This is a genomic window from Geodermatophilus sp. SYSU D00815, from assembly GCF_054050035.1.
In genome coordinates, this window is record NZ_JBJGYO010000002.1 from 117,422 (window position 1) to 140,253 (window position 22,832).

Annotated in this window: 23 protein-coding genes; 6 read left to right on the forward strand and 17 right to left on the reverse strand. The window is 74.6% G+C overall.

Going from position 1 to position 22,832, the window contains the following annotated elements; translation table 11 throughout:
- Positions 1-91: 91 nt before the first annotated feature.
- The gene (locus ACI78S_RS03170; protein WP_456970748.1) at positions 92-1,144 is read left to right on the forward strand and encodes a glycerophosphodiester phosphodiesterase family protein; all 1,053 of its coding nucleotides are present in this window, start codon (positions 92-94) and stop codon (positions 1,142-1,144) included.
- A 62-nt stretch (positions 1,145-1,206) separates the two neighbouring features.
- Here the strand turns inward: ACI78S_RS03170 and ACI78S_RS03175 are convergent, their stop codons facing one another.
- Positions 1,207-2,496 (reverse strand): adenylosuccinate synthase, encoded by a 1,290-nt coding sequence (locus ACI78S_RS03175; RefSeq protein WP_456970749.1) that lies wholly within the window; start codon positions 2,494-2,496, stop codon positions 1,207-1,209.
- A 67-nt stretch (positions 2,497-2,563) separates the two neighbouring features.
- On the opposite strand from ACI78S_RS03175, the gene ACI78S_RS03180 reads away from it, so the two are divergent.
- The 3 genes from ACI78S_RS03180 (at position 2,564) to ACI78S_RS03190 (ending at position 5,176) form a co-directional block, all read left to right on the forward strand.
- Positions 2,564-3,181, forward strand: coding sequence for a hypothetical protein (locus ACI78S_RS03180; protein ID WP_456970750.1), 618 nt, complete (start codon positions 2,564-2,566; stop codon positions 3,179-3,181).
- Between the two features lie 139 nt (positions 3,182-3,320).
- Positions 3,321-4,379 (forward strand): ABC transporter permease, encoded by a 1,059-nt coding sequence (locus ACI78S_RS03185; RefSeq protein WP_456970751.1) that lies wholly within the window; start codon positions 3,321-3,323, stop codon positions 4,377-4,379.
- Complete coding sequence (locus ACI78S_RS03190; protein ID WP_456970752.1) at positions 4,376-5,176, forward strand: ATP-binding cassette domain-containing protein; 801 nt, start codon at positions 4,376-4,378, stop codon at positions 5,174-5,176. The genes ACI78S_RS03185 and ACI78S_RS03190 overlap by 4 nt, the downstream gene beginning before the upstream one ends.
- A 1-nt stretch (position 5,177) precedes the next feature.
- Here ACI78S_RS03190 and ACI78S_RS03195 read toward each other — a convergent pair whose 3' ends face one another.
- The 11 genes from ACI78S_RS03195 to clpB all read right to left on the reverse strand — a co-directional run bounded on the left by ACI78S_RS03195 (position 5,178) and on the right by clpB (position 17,068).
- Positions 5,178-5,324 (reverse strand): GPGG-motif small membrane protein, encoded by a 147-nt coding sequence (locus ACI78S_RS03195; protein WP_456970753.1) that lies wholly within the window; start codon positions 5,322-5,324, stop codon positions 5,178-5,180.
- Positions 5,325-5,512: 188 nt separating this feature from the next.
- Complete coding sequence (locus ACI78S_RS03200) at positions 5,513-5,941, reverse strand: DUF3151 domain-containing protein (RefSeq protein ID WP_456970754.1); 429 nt, start codon at positions 5,939-5,941, stop codon at positions 5,513-5,515.
- Positions 5,938-6,972, reverse strand: coding sequence for a class II fructose-bisphosphate aldolase (fbaA, locus tag ACI78S_RS03205; protein ID WP_456970755.1), 1,035 nt, complete (start codon positions 6,970-6,972; stop codon positions 5,938-5,940). The genes ACI78S_RS03200 and fbaA overlap by 4 nt, the downstream gene beginning before the upstream one ends.
- Before the next feature lie 82 nt (positions 6,973-7,054).
- On the reverse strand, positions 7,055-7,633 hold the full coding sequence (locus ACI78S_RS03210; protein ID WP_456970756.1) for a pentapeptide repeat-containing protein: 579 nt from the start codon (positions 7,631-7,633) through the stop codon (positions 7,055-7,057).
- Positions 7,633-8,988: an FAD-dependent oxidoreductase gene (locus ACI78S_RS03215; protein ID WP_456970757.1), complete on the reverse strand. Its 1,356-nt coding sequence runs from the start codon at positions 8,986-8,988 to the stop codon at positions 7,633-7,635. Before ACI78S_RS03215 ends, ACI78S_RS03210 begins: the two co-directional genes overlap by 1 nt.
- Positions 8,989-9,001: 13 nt before the next feature.
- Positions 9,002-10,435 (reverse strand): FAD-binding oxidoreductase, encoded by a 1,434-nt coding sequence (locus ACI78S_RS03220; protein WP_456970758.1) that lies wholly within the window; start codon positions 10,433-10,435, stop codon positions 9,002-9,004.
- 22 nt (positions 10,436-10,457) lie between these two features.
- Positions 10,458-11,012 (reverse strand): orotate phosphoribosyltransferase, encoded by a 555-nt coding sequence (gene pyrE, locus ACI78S_RS03225; RefSeq protein WP_456970759.1) that lies wholly within the window; start codon positions 11,010-11,012, stop codon positions 10,458-10,460.
- A gap of 69 nt (positions 11,013-11,081) precedes the next feature.
- Positions 11,082-11,738, reverse strand: coding sequence for a fasciclin domain-containing protein (locus ACI78S_RS03230; protein WP_456970760.1), 657 nt, complete (start codon positions 11,736-11,738; stop codon positions 11,082-11,084).
- A 109-nt stretch (positions 11,739-11,847) separates the two neighbouring features.
- Complete coding sequence (locus tag ACI78S_RS03235; RefSeq protein WP_456970761.1) at positions 11,848-13,515, reverse strand: molybdopterin-dependent oxidoreductase; 1,668 nt, start codon at positions 13,513-13,515, stop codon at positions 11,848-11,850.
- A gap of 70 nt (positions 13,516-13,585) precedes the next feature.
- Complete coding sequence (locus ACI78S_RS03240) at positions 13,586-14,302, reverse strand: hypothetical protein (protein WP_456970762.1); 717 nt, start codon at positions 14,300-14,302, stop codon at positions 13,586-13,588.
- Positions 14,303-14,479: 177 nt separating this feature from the next.
- A complete protein-coding gene (gene clpB, locus ACI78S_RS03245; protein ID WP_456970763.1) occupies positions 14,480-17,068 on the reverse strand; it encodes an ATP-dependent chaperone ClpB in 2,589 nt (862 codons plus the stop codon).
- 231 nt (positions 17,069-17,299) lie between these two features.
- On the opposite strand from clpB, the gene ACI78S_RS03250 reads away from it, so the two are divergent.
- Positions 17,300-17,755 (forward strand): MarR family winged helix-turn-helix transcriptional regulator, encoded by a 456-nt coding sequence (locus tag ACI78S_RS03250; RefSeq protein WP_456970764.1) that lies wholly within the window; start codon positions 17,300-17,302, stop codon positions 17,753-17,755.
- Between the two features lie 79 nt (positions 17,756-17,834).
- Positions 17,835-18,269 carry an OsmC family protein gene (locus ACI78S_RS03255; protein ID WP_456970765.1) on the forward strand — a complete coding sequence of 145 codons (435 nt, stop codon included), beginning with the start codon at positions 17,835-17,837 and terminating at the stop codon, positions 18,267-18,269.
- 101 nt (positions 18,270-18,370) lie between these two features.
- Here ACI78S_RS03255 and ACI78S_RS03260 read toward each other — a convergent pair whose 3' ends face one another.
- The 5 genes from ACI78S_RS03260 to dnaJ all read right to left on the reverse strand — a co-directional run bounded on the left by ACI78S_RS03260 (position 18,371) and on the right by dnaJ (position 22,819).
- The gene (locus ACI78S_RS03260) at positions 18,371-19,996 is read right to left on the reverse strand and encodes a DHA2 family efflux MFS transporter permease subunit (protein WP_456970766.1); all 1,626 of its coding nucleotides are present in this window, start codon (positions 19,994-19,996) and stop codon (positions 18,371-18,373) included.
- A complete protein-coding gene (locus tag ACI78S_RS03265) occupies positions 19,993-20,514 on the reverse strand; it encodes a MarR family winged helix-turn-helix transcriptional regulator (protein ID WP_456970767.1) in 522 nt (173 codons plus the stop codon). Before ACI78S_RS03265 ends, ACI78S_RS03260 begins: the two co-directional genes overlap by 4 nt.
- A 153-nt stretch (positions 20,515-20,667) precedes the next feature.
- Entirely contained in the window at positions 20,668-21,150 is a 483-nt protein-coding gene (locus ACI78S_RS03270; protein WP_456970768.1) for a MarR family winged helix-turn-helix transcriptional regulator, read from the reverse strand.
- Complete coding sequence (locus tag ACI78S_RS03275) at positions 21,147-21,608, reverse strand: heat shock protein transcriptional repressor HspR (protein ID WP_456970769.1); 462 nt, start codon at positions 21,606-21,608, stop codon at positions 21,147-21,149. Before ACI78S_RS03275 ends, ACI78S_RS03270 begins: the two co-directional genes overlap by 4 nt.
- Complete coding sequence (gene dnaJ, locus ACI78S_RS03280; protein WP_456970770.1) at positions 21,605-22,819, reverse strand: molecular chaperone DnaJ; 1,215 nt, start codon at positions 22,817-22,819, stop codon at positions 21,605-21,607. The genes ACI78S_RS03275 and dnaJ overlap by 4 nt, the downstream gene beginning before the upstream one ends.
- Between the last annotated feature and the right edge of the window lie 13 nt (positions 22,820-22,832).

Genomic DNA, 22,832 nt, shown 5'->3' on the forward strand with positions numbered 1-22,832 from the left:
CGCGCTGGTCAGCCCGCTGTCGTCCGAATTGTGCGCGAATCACACCCCGCCGTTCGGCGTCCGTTCAGCTTGCTCGGGTGTTCTCGATTGCATGACCGCGACCGAGTCGCCGGCACTTCCCAGGGCGACCCGCTCCTCCCTGCCCCTCGTCGTGGGGCACCGCGGGGCCTGCGCCTACCGGCCCGAGCACACGGCCGCGAGCTTCGAGCTCGCCATCGACCTCGGCGCCGACCTGATCGAGCCGGACGTCGTCGTCAGCCGCGACGGCGCGCTGGTCGTGCGGCACGAGAACGAGCTGTCCCGCTCGACCGACGTCGCCGAGCGGCCGGAGTTCGCCGCCCGGCGCACCACCCGCCTGGTCGGCGCGGTGGAGCGCACCGGCTGGTTCACCGAGGACTTCACCCTCGAGGAGCTGCGGACGCTGCGCGCCGTCGAGCGGATGCCGGCGCTGCGGCCGCTGAACACCGCCTACGACGGGCGGTCCGGGATCCTCACCCTGGCCGAGGTCGTGGAGCTCGCCGTCCGCCGGTCGACCCCCGAGCGGCCGGTGCGCGTGCTCGCCGAGCTGAAGAAGCCGACCTGGTCGGCCGAGCACGGCCTGCCGATGACCGAGCTGGTGGCCTCGGAGCTGCGCCGGCTGGGCGCCGACCGCGCCGACGGCCCGGTGGTGCTGCAGTCGTTCGACGCTGCCGCGCTGCGGGCGCTGCGGGCCGAGCTCGGCGACGACGGCCCGCAGGTGCTGCAGCTGGTCGACGACTGCGCCGACGACGACGTCCTCGTCACCCCCGCCGGCCTGCGCGCGGTCTCCACCTACGCGCAGGGCATCGCGCCGAGCCGGCACCGGATCCTGCTGCGCGACGAGGCGCAGACCCTCACCGGCATCTCCGACCTGGTCGCGCAGGCGCACCGGGCCGGGCTCACCGTCGTGCCGTGGACGCTGCGGGCCGAGAACGCCTTCCTGCCCCGGCACCTGCGCCGCGGCGCCGACCCGGCCGGCACCGGCGACATGGAGGGCGAGGCCCGCCTGCTGCTGGCGCTGGGCGTTGACGGGCTGATCACCGACTCCCCCGACGTCGCCGTCCGGGCGCGCAACGACATCGCAGCCGTCCCGGCCGCACACCGGCCAGGAGCCGTCCCGGCGTGAGCTGAGCGCGTCCGCGCCCGGCGTCGGGAGCCCTCCGGGCCCCGCGACGCCGCGTGCCGGCGCTAGTCCAGCAGGTCGTTGACCACCACGTTCTCGTCGCGGCCGGGGCCGACGCCGATCACGCTGATCCGCGCGCCCGAGAGCTCCTCCAGCCGCCGCACGTAGGCCTGGGCGTTGGCCGGCAGCTCGTCGAACGTCCGGCAGTTGCGGATGTCCTCGAACCAGCCCGGCATCTCCTCGTAGACCGGCGTGGCGTGGTGGAACTCCGTCTGCGTCATCGGCATCTCGTCGTGCCGGACGCCGTCGACGTCGTAGGCGACGCAGATCGGCACCGTCTCCAGGCCGGAGAGGACGTCGAGCTTGGTGAGGAAGTAGTCGGTGATCCCGTTGACCCGGCTGGCGTACCGGGCGACGACGGCGTCGAACCAGCCGCAGCGCCGGTCGCGGCCGGTGGTCACGCCCACCTCGCCGCCCTGCTTGCGCAGGTAGTCGCCGAACTGGTCGAAAAGCTCGGTGGGGAACGGGCCGGAGCCGACGCGGGTCGTGTAGGCCTTGAGGATGCCGACCACCCGCTCGATGCGGGTGGGGCCGATCCCGGAGCCCGTGGCCGCCCCGCCGGCGGTCGGGTTCGACGACGTCACGAACGGGTAGGTGCCGTGGTCGACGTCGAGCAGGGTGCCCTGCGAGCCCTCCAGCAACACCCACTCGCCGGCGTCGAGCGCCCTGCCCAGCAGCAGGCGGGTGTCGGCGATGCGGTGCTTGAGCTGCTCGGCGTACCCGGCGTACTCCTCGACCACCTCGTCGACGTCGATCGCCTTGCGGTTGTAGACCTTGACCAGGACCTGGTTCTTCTCCTGCAGCGTCCCCTCGAGCTTCTGCCGCAGGATCGACAGGTCCAGCAGGTCCTGGACGCGGATGCCCACGCGGGCGACCTTGTCGCCGTAGGCGGGGCCGATGCCGCGGCCGGTGGTGCCGATCCGCCGCTTGCCCAGGAACCGCTCGGTGACCCGGTCCAGCGCCCGGTGGTGCGGCATGATCAGGTGCGCGTCGGCGGAGATCACCAGCCGCGAGGTGTCGACGCCGCGCTCCTCCAGCCCGGCCAGCTCGGTGATCAGCACCTGCGGGTCGATGACCACGCCGTTGCCGATCACGGGGGTGCAGCCCGGGGTGAGGATCCCGGACGGGATGAGGTGCAGCGCGTAGCGCTCACCGTCGGGGGTGATCACGGTGTGCCCGGCGTTGTTGCCGCCCTGGTAGCGGACGACGTAGGGCACGCGGCCCCCGAGCAGGTCGGTGGCCTTGCCCTTGCCCTCGTCGCCCCACTGGGCACCGATCAGCACGACTGCCGGCATCGGCTTGAGTCATCTCCTCGCGCGAGCTTCCCGGCCGGTCCCGGCTGGCAGGTGGCAGGGTAGCCGCATGCCTGCCGTCGAGCTCGACCTGCGCGGTCTGGAACCCGGCTCGGCGCCCGGGAAGGACGCCGTCGCGGCCGCCGCCGACGCCGGGTCCGTGGTCGTGCGCGGGGCCGTGCCCGCCCTGGCCGGCGTCCTGACGACGCTGCTGCGCGCCGGCCGGACCGCCGAGGTTCCGGTCGCCTGGGAACCGGCCGACGACACCGCCTCGACGGGCCTGGCCCGCGCCCTGGGCATCGGCAGCGGGGCGCCGCGCGAGCTGAGCCTCGTGCGCGACGACCACGGCGGCGTGCTGCTGCACCACGGCCGGCTCGAGCCGTGGAGCGAGGACCCGCGCCGCACCCTGTCCCGCCGGCTGGGCATGCAGGCGCACCACGACGACATCAAGATCGCCGACGGCCCGGTGACCCGGCTCGACGTCCGCCCGGACTGGACCGCCGTCGACACGATCGGCGTCTCGACGATGACCATCCCGCTGCGACCGGTGCGCCGCACCAGGGGCCGGGCGCTGCAGGTGGCCAGCGACCCGGCGCGGGTGGTCCGCGACGGCGTGCCCTTCCCGAAGCCGGTCACCCGCTGGACCTGGTACGCCGACGACCGGGTGCGCTGGCGGCTGCAGCCCTGACGGCCACCCCCCAGGGGCCCGGCCGGGCCTGCGAGGCCCGGGAGGAAGGGTGGTCCTGTCTCGTGGACACTGGGCGCACGAGCTCTCGCGAGGAGGTCCCGCTGCCGACGTCGTGTCCCCCGACCGGCCCCGTCCGACGGTGACCACCGACCGCCTGCCCACCTTCGGCCCGGCACGGCCCCCCGTCCCGACCGGCCGCCGGTTGCTGGGCCGCGCGCTGGCCCGCCCGAGCCTCGCCGCGCTGGTCGGTCTGGTCGTCGTCGTGGTCTTCTTCGGCCTGCAGGCGCCCGGCCTCCTCTCGTCGGGCGGGCTGGCCAGCGTGCTCGACGTCGCGGCGCTGCTCGGCATCGGCGCCGTGCCGGTCGCCCTGCTGCTCGTCGCCGGCCAGTTCGACCTCTCCGTCGGCGTGGTCGCCGTCGCCAGCTCCCTGGTCACCGCGCTGCTGATCGAGACCGCCGGGTGGGGGGTGTGGCCGGCCCTCGTCGCCTCGCTGGCCACCGCGCTGGCGGTGGGCGCGGTCAACGGCCTGCTGGTGGTGTCCACCGGGCTGCCGAGCTTCCTCGTGACCCTCGCGACGTTCCTGGTGCTGCAGGGCATCACCCTGGCCGGCAGCCACGCCGTGGCGGGGTCGGCGCGGATCGAGGGGCTGGACTCCGCCGCCGGCTGGGACTCCGCGGCGGCGGTGTTCGGGTCGACCGTGCTCCTGGGCGACGGGCGGTTCCGCGTCTCGCTGCTGTGGTTCCTCGGCGTCACGGCGCTGGCCACGTGGGTGCTGTGGCGGACCCGCTTCGGCAACGCCGTCCTCGCCAGCGGGGGCGCCCGCCGGGCCGCGCGGGAGCTGGGCGTGCCGGTGCGCGGCACCACGGTGACGCTGTTCTGCCTCACCGCCACCGCCGGCTGGCTGATCGGCACGCTGGGGCTGGTCCGCCTCGGCGCGGTCCAGGTCTCCCCCGGGCTGGGCAGCGAGATCGAGTTCATCGTGGCCGCCGTCATCGGCGGGTGCCTGCTCACCGGCGGCTACGGCTCGGCGGTGGGCGCGGCCGTCGGGGCGCTGCTCTACGCCGTCGTGCGCCAGGGCATCTCGCTGGCCGGGTGGGACCCGCGCTGGTTCCAGGCCTTCCTCGGGGTGCTGCTGCTGGTGGCCCTGCTGGCCAACGGCGTCGTCCGCCGGCGGCTGAAGGCGGTGCCGCGCTCGTGACCGAGCCACCCGTCCTCGAGCTGCGCGGCCTGACCGTCCGCTACGGCCCGGTGCCGGCGCTGAACCGGCTCAACGCCGCGCTGCGGGCCGGGGAGATCACCTGCGTGCTCGGCGAGAACGGGTCGGGCAAGTCGACGCTGGTGGCCGTCCTGTCGGGCCTGCGCCGCCACGACGACGGCGAGCTGCTGCTGGCCGGCCGCCCGGTGCGGTTCCGCTCCCCCCGGCAGGCCCGGGCCGCCGGCATCGCCACCGTGTGGCAGGACCTCGCCGTCGCCCCGCTGCTGTCGGTGTGGCGCAACTTCTTCCTCGGCGCCGAGCCGACCCGCGGCCCGTGGCCGCTGCGCCGGCTCGACCTGGAGCAGGCGCGCGCCACCACGGTGCGGGCGATGGCCCGCGTCGGCGTCACCGGCCTGGACCCCGACCAGCCGGCCAGTGCGATGCAGGCCGGGGAGCGGCAGAGCCTGGCCATCGCGCGGGCGCTGCACTTCGGCGCCCGGGCGCTGGTCATCGACGAGCCGACGGCGCCGATGACCGTCGCCCAGCACACCCTCGTGCTGCAGTCGGTCGTCGCCGCCCGCGCGCAGGGCATGGCCGTGGTCTTCGTGACCCACAACCCGCGCTACGCCCACCTCGTCGGCGACCGCTTCCTGCTGCTCGCCCGCGGCCAGGTGGCCGGCAGCCTCACCCGGGACGACGTCGACGCCGACGACCTCACCCGGCTGATGGCCGGCGGTGAGGAGCTCACCTCGCTCACCGCCGCCCTGACCGCGCTGCACCCCGAACTGGGCGAGCGCTGAGCTAGACGTCGAAGATGCTCACGCCTCCCGGCCCGACCAGCAGACCGACGACGATGAGCACGATGCCCCACAGGAGCTGACGCCGGATGATCGCGAAGATCCCCGCGATCACCAGCACCACGGCGATGATCCAGAGCAGCGTGGCCATGCTGACCTCCAGGTGAGTGGCAACCCCCCGTGTCACCACGGAGCGTAAGCGCCTTCGGCCGAACGCGCAGGTCGAACCGTCACGTACCGCTACCCGACCGTCCTCCCCCGCCGCAGCAGGTCCTCCCGCCTGCCGCAGCGCGGGGGAGGACCTGCCGGGATCAGGTCAGCTGATCGTGGCTGCCGGGCTCAGGGTGCGAGCGACGGGTCGCAGTCGCGCAGCAGCTGGGTGCAGCGCTCCTGCTCGGCGGTCTCGCCGATGGCCTCGGCGGCGCGGGCGAGCACGGTCACGCAGCGCAGGAACCCGCGGTTGGGCTCGTGCGCCCAGGGGACCGGGCCGTAGCCCTTCCAGCCGTTGCGGCGCAGCGCGTCCAGGCCGCGGTGGTAGCCGGTGCGGGCGTAGGCGTAGGCCTCGACCGTGTCGCCGAGCTGCCGCTCGGGCCGGTCGATCGCCTCCTCGGCCAGCGCCGCCCAGGCCGCGCTGTAGGTGGGGTGGTGCGCCGCCACCTCGGCAGCGGGGACACCGTCGGCCAGCTCCCGCGCCGCCTCGTCGTTGGCGGGCAGCAGGGTGGCCGGGGGCTCCCCCAGCAGGTTCTGGTGCGGGTGGGACACGCTCACGCGCCCTGCGACTGGCCGGCCGACAGCAGGTCCTCGCAGGCCTCGACCACGCGGGCGGCCATGTTCGTCTCGGCGGCCTTGAGGTAGCTGCGCGGGTCGTAGGTCTTCTTGTTGCCCACCTCGCCGTCGACCTTCAGGACGCCGTCGTAGTTGGTGAACATGTGCCCGGCGATCGGCCGGGTGAAGGCGTACTGGGTGTCGGTGTCGACGTTCATCTTGACCACGCCGTAGGACAGCGCCTCGCGGATCTCCGACTGCGCCGAGCCCGAGCCGCCGTGGAACACGAAGTTGAACGGCTTGGCGCCGTCGCCGAGGCCGAACTCCTGCGCGACGACGTCCTGCCCCTGCTTGAGGATCTCGGGCCGCAGCTTGACGTTGCCCGGCTTGTAGACGCCGTGCACGTTGCCGAACGTGGCGGCCAGCAGGTACACGCCGCGCTCGCCGAGGCCGAGCGCCTTGGCGGTGGCGACGAAGTCGCCGGGCGCGGTGTAGAGCTTCTCGTTGATGTCGTGGGCGACGCCGTCCTCCTCGCCGCCGACGACGCCGATCTCCAGCTCGAGCACGATCTTCGCCGCGGCGCACTTGTCGATCAGCTCCTCGGCGATCTGGAGGTTCTCCTCCAGGTCGATCGCCGAGCCGTCCCACATGTGCGACTGGAACAGCGGGGCCTGCCCGGCGTCGACGCGGTCCTTGGACAGCGCGATCAGCGGGCGGACGTAGCCGTCGAGCTTGTCCTTGGGGCAGTGGTCGGTGTGCAGCGCGACGTTGACCGGGTACCTCTCGGCCACCACGTGCGCGAACTCGGCCATGGCCACCGCGCCGGTGACCATGTCCTTCACCTTGGTGCCGGAGGCGAACTCGGCGCCGCCGGTGGAGAACTGGATGATCCCGTCGCTGCCGGCGTCGGCGAAGCCGCGCAGCGCGGCGTTGACCGTCTCGGACGACGTGCAGTTGATCGCCGGGTAGGCGAACCCGCCCTCCTTCGCGCGGCGGATCATGTCGGCGTAGACCTCAGGGGTCGCGATGGGCATCCGGGGCACTCCTCGCGTCGGCGGCTTCGGCGTACTCGCGGTCAGCATCCCACCCGCGCGGGCGGGCGCGGCAGCCGCCCGATCACGGCTCGACGCGCAGCCCCAGCGCGGCCGCGAGGACGACGGCCTGCGGGATGTCGATGCGGGCGCCGCGCAGCTCGACCACGGCCGGGTCCAGGGCCGTGAGGTCGGAGCCGCGCAGGTCCGCCTTCGCCAGGTCGGCGCCGGTGAGCTCGGCGGCGGAGAGGTCCAGGTCGCGCAGCACGCCGCCGGCGCAGCGGGCGGCGGACAGGTCGGCCTCGCGCATCCGCACCCCGGTGAACGACGCGCGGGAGAGGTCGGCGCCGGAGAGCCCGACGAACGACCAGTCGCCGCCGGTGACGGTGAGCAGGTCGAAGCCGCAGCGGTCGAACCGGCTGCCCACGACCTTGCACCGGTCGAACGCGGCCTCGAAGAACGAGCAGCCGGTGAACGTGCAGTTGAGGAACGCCGCCTCGGTGTGCCGCGAGCCGTTGAACCGGCAGTCGTGGAAGGTGCAGTCCTCGAAGACGGCGCCGGCGTCGGTGACCTCCGACAGGTCGACGCCGCTGAACCACGTCCCGCGGTGCTGCTGCCCGCTGATGTCCTCGCCGTACCAGTCGGCGCCGCGCACGTCGGTCATCAGCCGCGCTCCACGCGGCTGGCGACGCGGGCGGCGACGATCACCGGGTCGTAGGTGGGCGAGAACGGCGGCGCGTAGGACAGGTCGGAGCCGGCCAGCTCCTCGGCGGTCAGCCCGGCCCAGATCGCGGTCGCGAGGACGTCGATCCGCTTGCCGCTGCCCGGGCCGCCGACGACCTGGGCGCCGAGCAGCAGCCCGGAGCCGCGCTCGGTGAGCACCTTGACCGCGATCGGGTCGGCGCCCGGGTAGTAGCCGGCCTTCGTCGTCCCCTCGATCGTCTCGGCCACGACGTCGAAGCCTCCCTGCTCGGCCTGGGTGGTGCACAGCCCGGTGCGGCCGATCTCCAGGTCGCCGATCTTGGTGACCGCGGTGCCGAGGACGCCGGCGAACCGGGCCGGCCGGCCGCCGATCACCGAGCCCGCCACCCGGCCCTGCTTGTTGGCGTGCGTGCCGAGCGCGACGTGCACCGGGTCGCCGGTGAGCCGGTGCACGGTCTGCGCGCAGTCCCCGGCGGCGAAGACGTGCGGGTGCGAGCGGCTGCGCTGGGTGCGGTCGACGTCGATCGCCCCCGTGCTGCCCAGCTGCAGGCCGGCCTCCTCGGCCAGCGCCACCTCGGGGCCCATGCCGAGCCCGAGCACCACGAGGTCGCAGGGGTAGCGGCCGGCGTCGGTGCGCACCGCGCGCACCGCGCCGCCGGCGTCGGTCTCGATCTCCCGCACCGGCTGGTCCGGCTGCACGTCGATGCCCATGTCGCCCATCGCCTTGCAGACCCGCTCGCCCATGTCGGCGTCGAGCTGGGCCATCGGCAGCGGGTCGGCCAGGACGACGGTGACGTGCAGGCCGCGCAGCTGCAGCACCTCGGCCATCTCCAGGCCGATGTAGCCGCCGCCGAGGACGACGGCCCGCCGCGCGCCCGCCGCCACCGCGGCCCGGATCGCCGCCCCGTCGGAGAGCCGGTGCACGCCGAGGACGCCGTCGGCGTCCAGGCCCGGGACGTCGGGGCGCAGCGGCCGGCCGCCGGTGGCGACGACGAGCGCGTCGAAGCCGATCCGCCGCCCGCCGGCGGTGACCGTGCCCGCGTCGAGGTCGACCGCGTCGGCGCGGGTCCCGGTGCGGAGGGTGATGCCCTGAGCGGCGAGGTCGGCCGGCGTGCGGGCGATGAGCGCGTCCCGGTCGGCCACGACGCCGCCCACCCAGTAGGGGATGCCGCAGGCCGAGTAGGACGCCTCGGGGCCCTGCTCCAGGACGAGGATCTCCAGCTCGTCGGGTCCGCGCAGCCGTCGGGCCTGCGCGGCCGCGGACAGCCCCGCGGCGTCCCCTCCGATGACCACCAGCCGTTTCTCGGCGCCGCTCACGGCCGACAGCGTGTCACCGCCCGCCGAGCGCGGCGACGTCGGCGAGCGCGGGGACCGGGGCCCGGCGCAGCACCTTGCCCGGGTTGAGCAGGCCCTGCGGGTCCAGCGCGTCCTTGATCGCGCGGTGCACGTCCAGCGCGACCGGGCCGATCTCCCGCTCCAGCCAGTCGACCTTGATCGAGCCGATGCCGTGCTCGCCGGTGACCGTGCCGCCCAGGGAGAGCCCGAGCTCGAGGATGTCGTCGAACGCCTCGAAGGCCCGCGCGCGCTCGTCGGCGTCGGTGGCGTCGAAGCAGATCGTCGGGTGCATGTTGCCGTCACCGGCGTGCCCGACGACGCCGATGGTGAGCGCCCGCTCGGCGGCGATCGCGTCGCAGCCGTCGAGGAAGCCGGCGATCCGCGAGCGCGGGACGGCGACGTCGTCGATGAGCGTGCTGCCCAGCTGCTCCAGCGCGGGCAGCGCCATGCGCCGGGCGGCCAGCAGCAGGTCGCCCTCGGCCGGGTCGTCGGTGGTGTGCACCAGGTCGGCGCCGGCCGCCCGGCAGACCTCGGCGAGCGCCTCGATCTCCTGCGCCGCCGCCTCGCCGCCGGCGTCGGACTGGGCGACCAGCAGCGCGTGGGCGTCGCGGTCGAGGTCGGCCCGGAGCAGGTCGTCGACCGCGCAGATGCACGTGTTGTCCATGACCTCGAGCAGGCTGGGCACCAGCCCGCTGGTCACCACCCGCTCCACCACCGCGCCGGTCTGCGCCGTGGTGGCGAACGTGGCCACGAGGGTGACCGGGGGCTTCGGGGCCGGCCGCAGCTGCAGCGTCGCCTCGGTGATGACGCCGAGCGTGCCCTCGGAGCCGACGAAGAGGCGGGCGAGGTCGTACCCCGCGACGCCCTTGACGGTGCGCCGGCCGGTGCGCAGCACCCGCCCGTCGGCGAGCACGACCTCCAGGCCGAGGACGTAGTCGGTGGTGACGCCGTACTTGACGCAGCACAGCCCGCCGGAGTTCTGCGAGAGGTTGCCGCCGATCGTGCACCAGTCGTAGCTGGACGGGTCGGGCGGGTAGAACAGCCCGTGCCCGGCGACGGCGTCGCGCAGGGCCTTGTTGACGACCCCGGGTTGCACGACGGCCAGCCGGTCGGCCGGGGAGACCTCCAGGACGGCGTCCATCCGCGTCAGCACCAGCGTGATCGCGCCGTCGACGGCGTTGCTCGCCCCGGCCAGGCCGGAGCCCGCGCCGCGCGGGACCACCGGCACGCCGTGCCGGCTCGCCACCCGCAGCACCCCCGACACCTCGGCGGTGCTGCGCGGGAAGACGACCGCGGCCGGGGTGCCGGCCTCGGCCAGCATGGCCTGGTCGCGGGCGTAGGACACCGTCACGTCGGGATCGGTCAGGACGCCGTCCGCGCCGAGCGCGTCGGTGAGTTCGGCGATCCACGTCGCCGTCGCCGTGGTCACGGTCACACGGTATGCGGTGCGGTCAGCTCAGGCCCAGGTCCGCCAGCTCGAACGCCGCCCGGTACTCGAACCCGGCCTGCTCGACGGCGGCCCGGCCACCGCGGTCGACGATCACCGCGACCCCGATGACCTCGGCGCCGGCCTCCTGCAGCGCCTCCGCGGCCGTCAGCGGGCTGCTGCCGGTCGTGGAGACGTCCTCCACCACGAGCACCGCCCGGCCGGCGACGTCGGGACCCTCGATCCGCCGCTGCAGCCCGTGCGCCTTGCCGGCCTTGCGGACGACGCAGGCGTCGAGGTACCCCTCGCCGTCGGCGGCCGCGTGCAGCATCGCCGTCGCGACGGGGTCCGCGCCGAGCGTGAGCCCGCCGACCACGTCGTAGCGCAGGTCGCGGGTGAGCTGGCGCATGACCCGACCGACCAGCGGCGCCCCCTCGTGGTGCAGGGTCAGCCGGCGCATGTCGATGTACCAGTCGGCCTCGCGGCCGGAGGAGAGCGTCACCTTCCCGTGCACGACGGCGAGCTCGACGATGAGCTCGAGCAGCCGGTCACGGTCGGGCAGGGCGGGGGCGGCCGTCATGCCCGCCAACCTAACGACCGGCATCGTGCGGGTACCGCCCGAGCCTGCGAGGCGGGTGCGGGTCCTCGCTCAGCCGGCGGGCTCGGGCGCGAGCACCTGGTCGATGACGTAGACCGTCGCGTTCGCCGTCCGCACGTTGCCGCAGATCACCGAGGCCGGCTGCGTGGTGAGCGTCTGCTCCCCGCTGATCGTGAACTGCTCGCCGGAGCCCTCGATGGTCACGGTGTCGTTGTTCAGCGTGGTGTGCTCGCCGGCCAGCTCGTCCGGCGCCAGCCGGCCCTGGACCACGTGGTGGGTCAGGATCGCGGTCAGCTGGGGCACGTCGGCGAGGACGGCGCCGAGCTGGTCGGCCGGGACCGCCTGGAACGCCACCTCGGCCGGGGCCAGCACGGTGACGTCCTCCTGGGCGTTGAGCGACTCCACGAGGCCGGCCGCGGTGACGGCCCGCACCAGCGTGGAGAACACCGGGGTGCTGCCGGCGGCGGTGACCACGGGCGCGGTGCTCATGAACTCGAAGCCGCCCCCGGCGGCCGGGATCTCGGCGCAGGCGGCCCCGAAGGGCTCGGACGACGTCGCGCCGTCGTCGGCGGCCGGCGCGGACGACGTGGCCGGGGTGCTGCTCGCCGCGGCACCCGTGCCCGACGAGCCGTCGGAGCTGCACGCCGCCAGGGTGAGGACGAGCGCGACGCCGGCGGGGACGCCACGGGCGAGGGTGGTGCTCTTCACGGGTGCTCCTCGTTCCTGTCCGTGCGGGTCACCGCACTCCGGCCGGACCGGTGCACAGCATGGCGCGGGGCGGGGTGGCCGCCGGCGGACCGCCCGGGACGTCGGCGCGTCAGGTGACGAACACCTGCACCGAGTGCCAGCCGCTGGCGCCGTCGGGGAACGGCTCGGCGCGCCGCTCGGTCTGCAGGCGGCCCTCGCCGTCGGTGGCGCGGACGGTGATCCGGTGCCGGCCGACGGAGAAGTCGAAGGGCAGCACCCACTGCCGCCAGACGTCGGCGTCGACCTGGGGCGAGAGCTCGGCCTGCTGCCACTCGCCGTCGTCGACCTGGACCTCCACCCGGTCGATGCCGCGGCCCTGCGCCCAGGCCACCCCGGCGATGGGCCGCCGGCCGGCGCGCACCGGGCGCAGCGCGGCGGGGGTGTCGATGCGGGCGGCGGTCTTGACCGGGCCCTCCGCGGCCCAGCCGCGCTCGACCCAGTAGGCGTCGAAGGCGTCGAAGGTGCTGGCCTCGATCTCGGTGAGCCACTTGCACGCGGAGACGTAGCCGTACAGCCCGGGGATGACCATGCGGACCGGGAACCCGTGCTCGACCGGCAGCGGCTCGCCGTTCATGCCGAACGCGAGCATGGCGTCCGCGGTCTCCAGCGCGGCCCGGGTCGGCGCGCCGATCGTCATGCCGTCGCTGGAGCGGCAGACGAGCTGGGTCGAGCCGGAGCCGATGCCGTTCTCCCGCAGGAGGGCGCCCAGCGGGACGCCGGTCCAGCGCGCGGTGCCGGCCAGCCCGCCGCCGACCTCGTTCGACACGCAGGTGAGGGTGATGTCCCGCTCGATCAGGTCGTCGCGGTCGAAGAGGTCCTGGAGGGTGTAGGTGCGGCGCTGCTCGAACATGCCGGACAACCGCAGGCGGTACGCGGCGGGGCGGATCTGCGGCACGGTGAGCGCCGTGTCGATCCGGTAGAAGTCGCGGTTGGCGGTGATCAGCGGGGTGAGGCCCGCCACCCGCTCGGCCAGGTCGGCGCCCGGCGGCAGGGCGGGCGCCGGGGACGCCGGGGTGGGCAGGGCGAGGTCGGCGCGCGCGTCGGCGACGTCGAAGCGCCGGCGCAGGAGCGCGCCGCCGCCGCCGGTCAGCGCCGCGACCCCGAGCGCGACCCCGCCGGTGACGACGAACCGCCGGCGGTCGAGGCCGGTCGCCTTGCGGTCGCCCGCGGCGAGCGCGGCCCGCAGCCGGTCGACGACCTCCGCGTCGGCGGCGTCGGGCCCGGGGCGCGGGGCGCCGGGCGCGGGGGTGAGCGGGCGCAGCAGGGTGATCAGCGCGACGGTGCCGGCCGCCGCGCCGACGAGCGAGGGCAGCGCGTCGAGCGGTCCGCCCGCCGGCCGGGTGAGCGCGGCCAGCGCGCCCAGGCCGCCCAGCAGCGCGACCCCCGCCGCGCCGACCCACCGGCGGCGCAGCGCGAGCACGCCCAGCACCAGCGCGAAGCCCGCCAGGAGCACCAGCGTCCCGACGACCAGGGCGAGCTTGTCGTGCTGGCCGAAGGTGCGGATGGCGACGTCCTTCACCGCCTCCGGCACGGCGGCGATGACCGCGTCGCCCACGGCCACCACCGGCGCGGCGGCCGGGCGCACGAAGCCGGCCGCCAGCTGGGCCGTCCCGAGCGCCACCGCCGCCGCGACCAGCCCGGCCAGGGCCGCGAGCAGCCGTCGCTCGCGCCGCCGGTCCCCCACCGGCCCGGGCCCGGCGCCGGCGGGCGCCGCCGGGCCGCGCTCGGTGGTGGTCACGGGAGGTGTTCGGCGCGGGGCCGGGTTCGGTTCATCGCCGGACGACGCGACATCGGACGAGGCGCGGCCGTCAGCCCCTCTGGCCGGTGGCCCGCAGCCAGCCGCGGTACCGGTACCAGTCGTTGGACGGCTTGAGCGCCAGGAGGACGACGCCGGCGAGGACGAGCAGGAACGAGAAGACGTTGAGCCCCTGGAGGAAGCCCGACCCGACGGTGCTCCCGCCCGCCAGGGCGAACAGCCCGCTGACGATGCCGAACCCGCCGATGACGAACAGCACGATGCGGGCCCAGTTGCGGCCCTGCCAGGCGAACCAGATGAACATCGCCTGCAGGCCGACGATCACCAGGGTGATCACCGCGCTGATCAGGATGACGGCGCGGGCGGCGTCGTCGGTGAGGTCCACGGTGCCGCCCTGCGCGGTCGCCTCGGCGACGGCCCGGTCCACGAGGGCGTCGAGGTCGGCGAAGGTCACGATCGTGGCGATCACCCCGAGGATCAGGCTGGCCAGGAAGGCCCCGATCCCCGCCCGCACCGTCACCGGCCGCTCGACCGGCGGGGGGCCGCCGCCCCACTGCGCCTGCGGCGCCGCCGGCGCGGGGCCGTAGCCGGGCGCCGGCGGGTACCCCGGCTGCCCGGGCGGCGCCGGGGGGTGGCCCTGCGGCGGCGGGTAGCCCTGCGGGGGCGGGTAGCCCTGCGGCGGCGGGTAGCCCTGGCCGGGCTGCCCCTGCGCGTCGTCGGGCCGTCCCGTCGGCTGCTCCGGGAAGCCGCCGCCCTGCCCTGACGTCATGGTCACTCCCTGAATCCGCGTCGATCCTCCCGCCGATCATGGTGGACCGCCGGACCTCCCGGGCACACCGGGTGCGCGTGTCGGCCGCCGCCGGACGCGGCGGAGCCCGCCGGATCCGTGCGGATCCGGCGGGCTCTGCCGGCCTGCGGCCCCGTGGCGGGGCGAGGAGGTCCTCGCTCAGCTGCGGCGGACGGTCAGCCCGGTCTCGCCGGCGAAGTCGTCCGCGGCGTCGACGACGACCTCGTCGCCGTCGCGGATCTCGCCGGCCAGCAGCGCCTTGGCCAGCTGGTCGCCGATCGCCGACTGCACCAGCCGGCGCAGCGGGCGGGCGCCGTAGACGGGGTCGAACCCGTTGAGGGCCAGCCACTCGCGGGCGGCGTCGGTGACCGTGAGCGTCAGCCGGCGGGCGGCCAGGCGCCGGGCCAGGACGCCGACCTGGATGTCGACGATGCCGGCGAGCTCGTCGCTGCCGAGCGCCCGGAAGACCACGACGTCGTCCAGCCGGTTGAGGAACTCCGGCTTGAAGTGCGACCGGACGACACCCATGACCGCGTCGCGGCGCCGCTCCTCGGGCAGCGACTGGTCGGCGATCAGCTGCGAGCCGAGGTTCGAGGTCAGGATCAGGATGGTGTTGCGGAAGTCCACCGTCCGGCCCTGGCCGTCGGTCAGCCGGCCGTCGTCGAGCACCTGGAGCAGCACGTCGAAGACGTCGGGGTGCGCCTTCTCCACCTCGTCGAGCAGGACGACGGTGTACGGGCGCCGCCGCACGGCCTCGGTGAGCTGTCCGCCGGCCTCGTAGCCGACGTAGCCCGGAGGCGCCCCGACCAGCCGGGCCACCGAGTGCTTCTCGGAGTACTCGCTCATGTCGATGCGGACCATCGCCCGCTCGTCGTCGAACAGGAACTCCGCCAGCGCCTTGGCCAGCTCGGTCTTGCCGACGCCGGTCGGGCCGAGGAAGAGGAACGACCCGGTGGGCCGGTCGGGATCGGCGACGCCGGAGCGCGCCCGGCGGACCGCGTCGGAGACGGCGCGGACGGCGTCGGGCTGGCCGACGACCCGCTTGCCGATCTCGTCCTCCATGCGCAGCAGCTTCTGCGTCTCGCCCTCGAGCAGCCGGCCGGCCGGGATGCCGGTCCAGGCCTGCACGACCTCGGCGATGTCGTCGGCGGAGACCTCCTCCTTGAGCATGGAGGCGTCCTCCGCGGCGGCCTCGGCCTCCGACAGCGCCTTGTTCAGCTGCGGCAGCCGGCCGTAGCGCAGCTCGGCCACCCGGGCCAGGTCGCCGTCCCGTTCCGCGCGCTCCGCCTCGGAACGCAGCCGCTCCAGCTCCTCCTTGATCTGCTGGATGCGGGTGATCGCGCTCTTGTCCTGCTGCCAGCGGGCGGTCAGCTCGGCCAGCTGCTGGCGCCGGTCGGCGAGGTCCTCGCGGAGGGCGGCCAGGCGCTCGAGGGACGACGGGTCGTCCTCCTTGGCCAGCGCCATCTCCTCGATCTCCATCCGGCGGACGGCGCGCTCGACCTCGTCGATCTCGACCGGCCGGCTGTCGATCTCCATGCGCAGCCGGCTGGCCGCCTCGTCGACCAGGTCGATCGCCTTGTCCGGCAGGAACCGGGCGGTGACGTACCGGTCCGACAGCGTGGCGGCGGCGACGATCGCGGCGTCGGTGATCCGCACACCGTGGTGGACCTCGTAGCGCTCCTTGAGCCCGCGCAGGATGCCGATGGTGTCCTCGACGCTCGGCTCGCCCACGAGCACCTGCTGGAAGCGGCGCTCGAGCGCGGGGTCCTTCTCGATGTGCTCGCGGTACTCGTCGAGCGTGGTCGCGCCGACCATGCGCAGCTCGCCGCGGGCCAGCATCGGCTTGATCATGTTGCCGGCGTCCATGGCGGAGTCGCCGGTCGCACCGGCACCGACGATCGTGTGCAGCTCGTCGATGAAGGTGATGATCTGACCCTCGGCCTCGGTGATCTCCTGCAGGACGGCCTTGAGCCGCTCCTCGAACTCACCGCGGTACTTGGCGCCGGCCACCATCGCGCCGAGGTCGAGCGCCATGAGGCGCTTGCCCTTCAGGCTCTCCGGCACGTCGCCGGCGACGATCCGCTGCGCGAGACCCTCGACGATCGCCGTCTTGCCGACGCCGGGCTCGCCGATGAGGACCGGGTTGTTCTTGGTCCGGCGCGACAGCACCTGGACGACGCGCCGGATCTCGGTGTCGCGGCCGATGACCGGGTCGATCTTGCCCTCGCGGGCGCGCTCGGTCAGGTCGACGGCGTACTTCTCCAGCGCCTGGAAGGTGTTCTCCGGGTCGGCGCTGGTGACCTTGCGGTTGCCGCGGACGGTGCGGAAGGCGGCCAGGAGCGCGTCGCGGGTGGCGCCCGAGCTCTTCAGCACCGTGCCGGCCTCGCCGTCGGAGTCGGCCAGCCCGACCAGGAGGTGCTCGGTGGACACGAACTCGTCGCCCAGCGCGCTCGCCTGCTCCGAGGCGAGGTTGATCACGCGCAGCAGCTCGCGGGACGGCGACGGGGCGGGCACCGTGGCGCCGGTGACGCTCGGCATCCGCTTCAGCGCGGCCTCGGCCTTGGCGCGGACGTCGGAGGGCTCGGCGCCCACCGCCTTCAGCAGCGGCACGGCGATGCCGTCCGACTGCTCCAGCAGGGCGGCGAGCAGGTGCAGGGGCTCCAGGGCGGCCTGACCGCGGTCGACCGCGAGCCGCTGCGCGGCGGCGACGGCCTCCTGGGAACGGGTGGTGAGCTTGCTCTGCGCCATGGTCTCGGGCTCTCGTCCTCTCGCACGGGTCCGATAGGGGGGAACGGCCGGTTGCTCGGCCGTGGGTCTGCCACGCTGTCCAACGACGCCAAGGTTGAGTCTGTTCCGCTCAACCTCAGTCAACTACGGCCGGCCGCGCGGGGCCAGGCCGAGGGGCGCTCCGCGTGCCGGCCGGAGGTCTCTGGCGCGCGAGGTGATCACGCGCTACGCACCTGCCCGTACGATCGGGGCATGAACCGCCTGCCGGCTCCGAGCGTGGTCCTCGACGACCAGCTGTGCTTCGCGCTCTACGCCGCCTCCCGCGCGGTCACCGCGCGCTACCGCCCGATGCTCGACGAGCTCGGGCTGACGTATCCGCAGTACCTGGTCATGATGCTGCTCTGGGAGGACGACAACCAGACGGTCGGCCAGCTCGGCACCAAGCTCGCCCTCGACAGCGGCACCCTCTCGCCGCTGCTCAAGCGGCTCACCGCGGCCGGCCTGGTCACCCGTCACCGCCGGGTCGAGGACGAGCGGTCGGTGAGCATCGCGCTGACCGACGCCGGCCGCGCGCTGCGCGAGAAGGCGCTGCCGATCTCCGAGGCGATGATCGGCGCGATCGGCTTCGACACCAGCGAGTTCGACGACCTCAAGGAGCGCCTGCGCCTGCTCGTCGAGCGGGTCAGCAGGGGCGACGCCGTCTGCTGATCGGGGTGGCGCGGAACCTGGGAGGGTAGGCACGACGCGCCGGTCCAGCAGGGGGTCGGCCGTGACCACTGGAGGACGCATGCCCACCCGCTCCGCTCGCACCGCCTGGAACGGCACGCTCCAGGAGGGCTCCGGTCAGGTCGAGCTGTCCAGCTCGAAGCTCGGCACCTTCGACGTGAGCTGGCCCAAGCGCACCGCCGACGAGGCCGGCGGCTCCACCAGCCCCGAGGAGCTCATCGCCGCGGCGCACTCCGCCTGCTTCTCGATGGCCCTGTCCAACGAGATCGCCAAGGCCGGCGGCACGCCGCAGTCCCTCGAGGTGACCGCCGACGTCACGCTCGGCCTGCAGGACGGCGCGACGATCACCGGCATCAAGCTGACGGTGCGGGCCGAGGTCGACGGGCTCGACGCCGACGGCTTCGACAAGGCGGCCCAGGCCGCGAAGGTCGGCTGCCCGGTGAGCAAGGCGCTCGCCGCCGTCGACATCACCCTCGACGCCGCCCTGGAGGGCTAGCAGCCCCGGACAGCTCGCCCCTCGGGCACGGGAGGCTGTGCACACGTCTGGAGTCCCAGAACCGTGCGCACAGCCTCCTGCGCCTGTAGCAGCGGTACGGCTCAGGCGGCGACGGTGTCCTCGGTCGCCAGCCGCTCCTCGCCGTTCTGCGTGCTCAGCGCCACCTCGCGGATGAACAGGATCGCGACGACGGCGACCACGGTCACGACCGCCGAGACCAGGAAGATCCGGCCGGTCGCGTCGCCGTAGGCGACGCGGATGAGGGCCTGCAGCGCCGGCGGGGCGTCGGCGAGGTCGGCCAGGCCGATGCCACCCGAGCCGCCGCCCGACCGCGACGCGGCGGCCGCGGCCGCGGGGTTGGTGGCCACGCCCTCGCGGATGAGGTCGCCGACCCGCGCGCTGAGCACCGCGCCCAGCACCGAGACGCCGATCGTGCCGCCGAGGCTGCGGAAGAACGCCACCGCGCTGCTCGCCGCGCCCAGGTCGGCGGCGGCCACGGTGTTCTGCACGGCGAGCACGAGGTTCTGCATCGTCATGCCGATGCCGACGCCCAGCACGAAGAGGAAGGCGCCGAGCAGCACCATCGACGTCTCGTGGTCGAGGGACGACAGCAGCGCGAACCCGCTCACCACGAGGGCCGAGCCGGCCACCAGGTACCGCTTCCACCGGCCGTGGCGGGTGATGAGGACACCCGAGACGGTGGAGCTCAGCAGCATGCCGCCGACCATGGGCACGGTGAGCAGGCCGGCCGCCGTCGGCGAGTAGCCGCGGGAGACCTGCAGGTACTGGCCCAGGAAGACCGACGAGCCGAACATCGCCACGCCCACCGCCATGCTGGCGAGGACGGCCAGCGCCGTCGTCCGGTCGCGGAACAGCCGCAGGGGCACGATCGGCTCGGCGGCGCGCAGCTCGGTGACCAGGAACGCCACGATCGCCAGCAGGCTGCCGCCGACGAACCACGCCGTCTCGGCCGAGAGCCAGGCGAAGCTCTCGCCGGCCAGCGTGACCCAGATCAGCAGCCCGGAGACCCCGGCGGTCAGGAAGGCCGCGCCCAGGTAGTCGATGGTCACCTTCCGCCTGGTCACCGGCAGGTGCAGCGTCCGCTGCAGCAGCACCAGCGCGACGACGGCGAAGGGGACGCCGACGTAGAAGCACCAGCGCCAGCCCAGCCAGCTGGTGTCGACCAGCACGCCGCCGAGCAGCGGGCCGCCGACGGTGGCCACGGCCATCGTGCTGCCCAGCAGGCCGGAGTACCGCCCGCGCTCGCGCGGGCTGATCATGGCCGCCATCGCGATCTGCACCAGCGACTGCAGGCCGCCCAGGCCCAGGCCCTGCAGGACGCGCCAGGCGATGAGCGTCTCGACGGACCCGGCGAGACCGGCCAGCATCGAGCCGGCGATGAAGACGACGATCGAGATCTGGATGAGCAGCTTCTTGCTGAACAGGTCGGCCAGCTTGCCCCAGATCGGCGTCGAGGCCGTCGAGGCGAGCAGCGTCGCGGTGACGACCCACGTGTACTGGCCCTGGCTGCCGCGCAGGTCGGTGATGATCGTCGGCAGGGCGTTCGAGACGACGGTCGAGGACAGGAACGCCACGAACATCGCCAGCATCATCCCGGAGAGGGCCTCCAGGATCTGGCGGTGCGTCATCCGCCCCTGCTGCTCGACCGGCGGCAGGTCCGCCGCCGTCCGGCGGGCGACGACCGGGCTGTCGAGGGTGGTGCTCAACGGTTCTCCTGAGGGGTGGGGAAGAGGGAGCCGGCCGGCGCCGGCAGGACGGTGTCGGCGGATCGGCCGGTGGCGGTCGTCGCGGCCTCGAGGTCGGCGGTCAGCCGCTCCAGCAGCTCGCCGAGCCGCTGGGCGTCCGTCTCCTCCCAGTCGGCCAGGGCGCCCACGGCCCAGTGGGCCCGCTCGGCGCGCGTGGCGGCCAGCGCGGCGGCTCCGGCCGGCGTGAGGCTGAGCAGGCTGGCCCGGCCGTCGTGCGGGTCGGGCCGACGCTCCACGTGCCCGGCCCGCTCCAGCACGGCGATCTGCCGGCTGGCCACGGACGGGTCCACGCCGGCGTGCTGCGCCAGGGCGCTGAGGCGCAGCGCGCCCTCGCGCTCGAGCGGCACGAGCAGCGCGGTGCCGAAGGACGGCAGCTCGCCGGGGAGCCGGCCGGGCCGGCCGGCCAGGTGCCGGCCGGTGCGGACCAGCTGCGACAGGCACGAGGTGATCCGCTCGCAGGTCGCGGGCGTGACGGACATGGGCGTTCCCGGGAGGAGGACTAGATGCAGACCGCAACCATACATCTGGTTGGTTGTCGTAAGCAACCACGCCGTCTGCCCGCGTGTTCCCGCCCCCGGACACGACGACGCCCGGACCGCTCGTGCGGTCCGGGCGTCGGACGGGGTGCCTGGCTAGGCGCTCGGTTGGGCCTGGCGTGCCTCGTGCGCCTCGCGGGCCTCGCCGAGGCGGTTGAGCCGGCCGAGCAGCTCGGCCAGGGTGGCGACGTCGCTGGCCGGCCAGTCGGACAGGTCGGCCTCCCACCGGGCGCGCCGGGCCTCGCGGATGCGGGCCAGCCGGGTCGCGCCCTCGGCGGAGGGGGTGAGCACCTGCGCCCGGCCGTCCTCCGGGTCCGCGGCGCGGTCGACCAGGCCGAGCGCCACGAGCCCGGCGACCTGCCGGCTCACCGTGCTCTTGTCCAGCCCCAGCCGGTTGACCAGGTCGCTGGCCCGCAGCGGACCGGAGTCCTGCAGCAGGGCCAGCAGCCCGTACGAGGCGCCGTCCAGGTCGGGGTGCAGCTCCCCGGCCAGGCGCGCCTGGATCGCGCGCGACCGGCGCAGCAGCAGGCCGATCTCCCGCTCCAGGCGGACGAAGGCCTCGTGCGACTTGGTGTTCACCGGTCCTCCCTCGGCCGCCAGACGACCAGGGCGTTGGTCGCCGGGCGCATCGGCACCAGCTCACCGCCGTAGCCGTAGCCCGCCCGCAGCGCGGACTCGGCGGCCATCCGTCGTTGCTCCGACATCTCGAGCTCCTCGAGCAGCTCGTGCACCCGGGCCTGCAACGCCTCCACGCGTGACTCGAGCTCGATGATGCGCTTGATGCCGGCCAGATTGACACCGTCCTCCTGCGAGAGGCGCTGGACCTCCCGGAGGAGGGCGACGTCGCGCGGGCTGTAGCGACGCCCGCCGCCGCGGGTGCGGCCGGGGCTGACCAGACCGAGACGGTCGTACTGGCGCAGCGTCTGCGCGTGCATGCCGGCCAGTTCCGCCGCGACCGAGATGACGAAGACGGGGGCGTCGTCGGCGACCGCGCGGGCGGCGTCCTGCGGCTCCCTGCCGTTCGGCGGCGCGCTCACCGGGCACCTCCGTTGCGCACCGCGGCCGTGATCTGCGGCCGCGGGTCCTCGTCGAGCTCCTCGGCCAGCTCCTCGACCGCCTTGCGCTGGGCCGGGGACAGCTTGGCCGGCACGGCGACCTCGAGGGTGACCAGGAGGTCCCCGGAGCGCCCCTTGCCGGGGACCCCGCGCCCCCGCACCCGCAGCGTGCGGCCGTTCGCGGTGCCGGCCGGCACCTTGAGCGAGACGGTGCCGTCGAGGGTGGGCACGGTCAGCGTCGTGCCGAGCGCCGCCTCGGCGAAGCTGATCGGCACGGTCAGCGTCAGGTCGTCGCCCTTGCGGCCGAACAGGTCGTGGTCGGTCACGTGGACGACGACGAACAGGTCACCGGGCGTGCCCCCGCGCCGGCCGGGGGCGCCCTTGCCGGGCAGCCGGATCCGCTGGCCGTCCTTGACCCCCGCCGGGATCCGCACCGTGATCGTGCGGGTCTGCGAGGTGATCCCGCTGCCCGAGCAGGTGGGGCACGGGTCCTCGATCACCGTGCCGGTGCCGCGGCAGTTGCGGCACGGCTCGGAGAACGCGAACGCGCCCTGGCTGCGGCTGGTGACCCCGGCGCCCTGGCAGACCGGGCAGGTCTGCGGCGACGTGCCCGGCCGGGCGCCCGTGCCCGAGCAGGTGGGGCAGGAGCCGGGGCTCTGCATGCGCAGCGGCACGGTCACACCGAGGACCGCCTCCTCGAAGGAGAGGGTCGCCTCGGTCTCGACGTCCTGGCCCCGGGCGGGGCCGGAGGCCGCCTGGCTGCGGGCCCGGGCACTGCCCGATCCCCCGCCGCCGAACAGCCCGCCGAACAGGTCGCCCAGGCCACCCGCCCGGCCGGCGCCGGCCTGGCCGAGCAGGTCGCCCAGGTCGAACGGGGTGCTCCCGCCGCCGCCGGGGAACCCGCCCCCGCCGCCGCCGAAGCCGCCGAACGGGTTGCCCCCGGCCCCCGCGCCCGCCCCGAACAAGCGGCGCGCCTCGTCGTACTCGGCGCGCCGCTTGTCGTCGGAGAGGACGTCGTAGGCCTCGGAGACCTCCTTGAAGCGGGCCTCGGCCTGCGCGTTGTCCGGGTTCTTGTCCGGGTGCAGGTCGCGGGCCAGCTTGCGGTAGGCCTTCTTGATCGTCGCGGCGTCGGCGTCCTTCGGGACGCCCAGCGCGGCGTAGTAGTCCTTCTCGATGAAGTCCCGGGTGCTCATCGGACGCCCCCTC

Excerpts from the sequence above, each read along its gene's own strand:
- clpB (WP_456970763.1), bottom strand. The coding sequence starts at position 17,068 with ATGGCGCAGAGCAAGCTCACCACCCGTTCCCAGGAGGCCGTCGCCGCC.
- ACI78S_RS03265 (WP_456970767.1), bottom strand. The coding sequence starts at position 20,514 with ATGTCCGTCACGCCCGCGACCTGCGAGCGGATCACCTCGTGCCTGTCG.
- ACI78S_RS03180 (WP_456970750.1), top strand. The coding sequence starts at position 2,564 with ATGCCTGCCGTCGAGCTCGACCTGCGCGGTCTGGAACCCGGCTCGGCG.
- ACI78S_RS03240 (WP_456970762.1), bottom strand. The coding sequence starts at position 14,302 with ATGACGTCAGGGCAGGGCGGCGGCTTCCCGGAGCAGCCGACGGGACGG.
- ACI78S_RS03255 (WP_456970765.1), top strand. The coding sequence starts at position 17,835 with ATGCCCACCCGCTCCGCTCGCACCGCCTGGAACGGCACGCTCCAGGAG.
- ACI78S_RS03175 (WP_456970749.1), bottom strand. The coding sequence starts at position 2,496 with ATGCCGGCAGTCGTGCTGATCGGTGCCCAGTGGGGCGACGAGGGCAAG.
- ACI78S_RS03195 (WP_456970753.1), bottom strand. The coding sequence starts at position 5,324 with ATGGCCACGCTGCTCTGGATCATCGCCGTGGTGCTGGTGATCGCGGGG.
- ACI78S_RS03210 (WP_456970756.1), bottom strand. The coding sequence starts at position 7,633 with ATGACCGACGTGCGCGGCGCCGACTGGTACGGCGAGGACATCAGCGGG.
- pyrE (WP_456970759.1), bottom strand. The coding sequence starts at position 11,012 with ATGACGGCCGCCCCCGCCCTGCCCGACCGTGACCGGCTGCTCGAGCTC.
- ACI78S_RS03250 (WP_456970764.1), top strand. The coding sequence starts at position 17,300 with ATGAACCGCCTGCCGGCTCCGAGCGTGGTCCTCGACGACCAGCTGTGC.
- ACI78S_RS03170 (WP_456970748.1), top strand. The coding sequence starts at position 92 with ATGACCGCGACCGAGTCGCCGGCACTTCCCAGGGCGACCCGCTCCTCC.
- dnaJ (WP_456970770.1), bottom strand. The coding sequence starts at position 22,819 with ATGAGCACCCGGGACTTCATCGAGAAGGACTACTACGCCGCGCTGGGC.
- fbaA (WP_456970755.1), bottom strand. The coding sequence starts at position 6,972 with ATGCCCATCGCGACCCCTGAGGTCTACGCCGACATGATCCGCCGCGCG.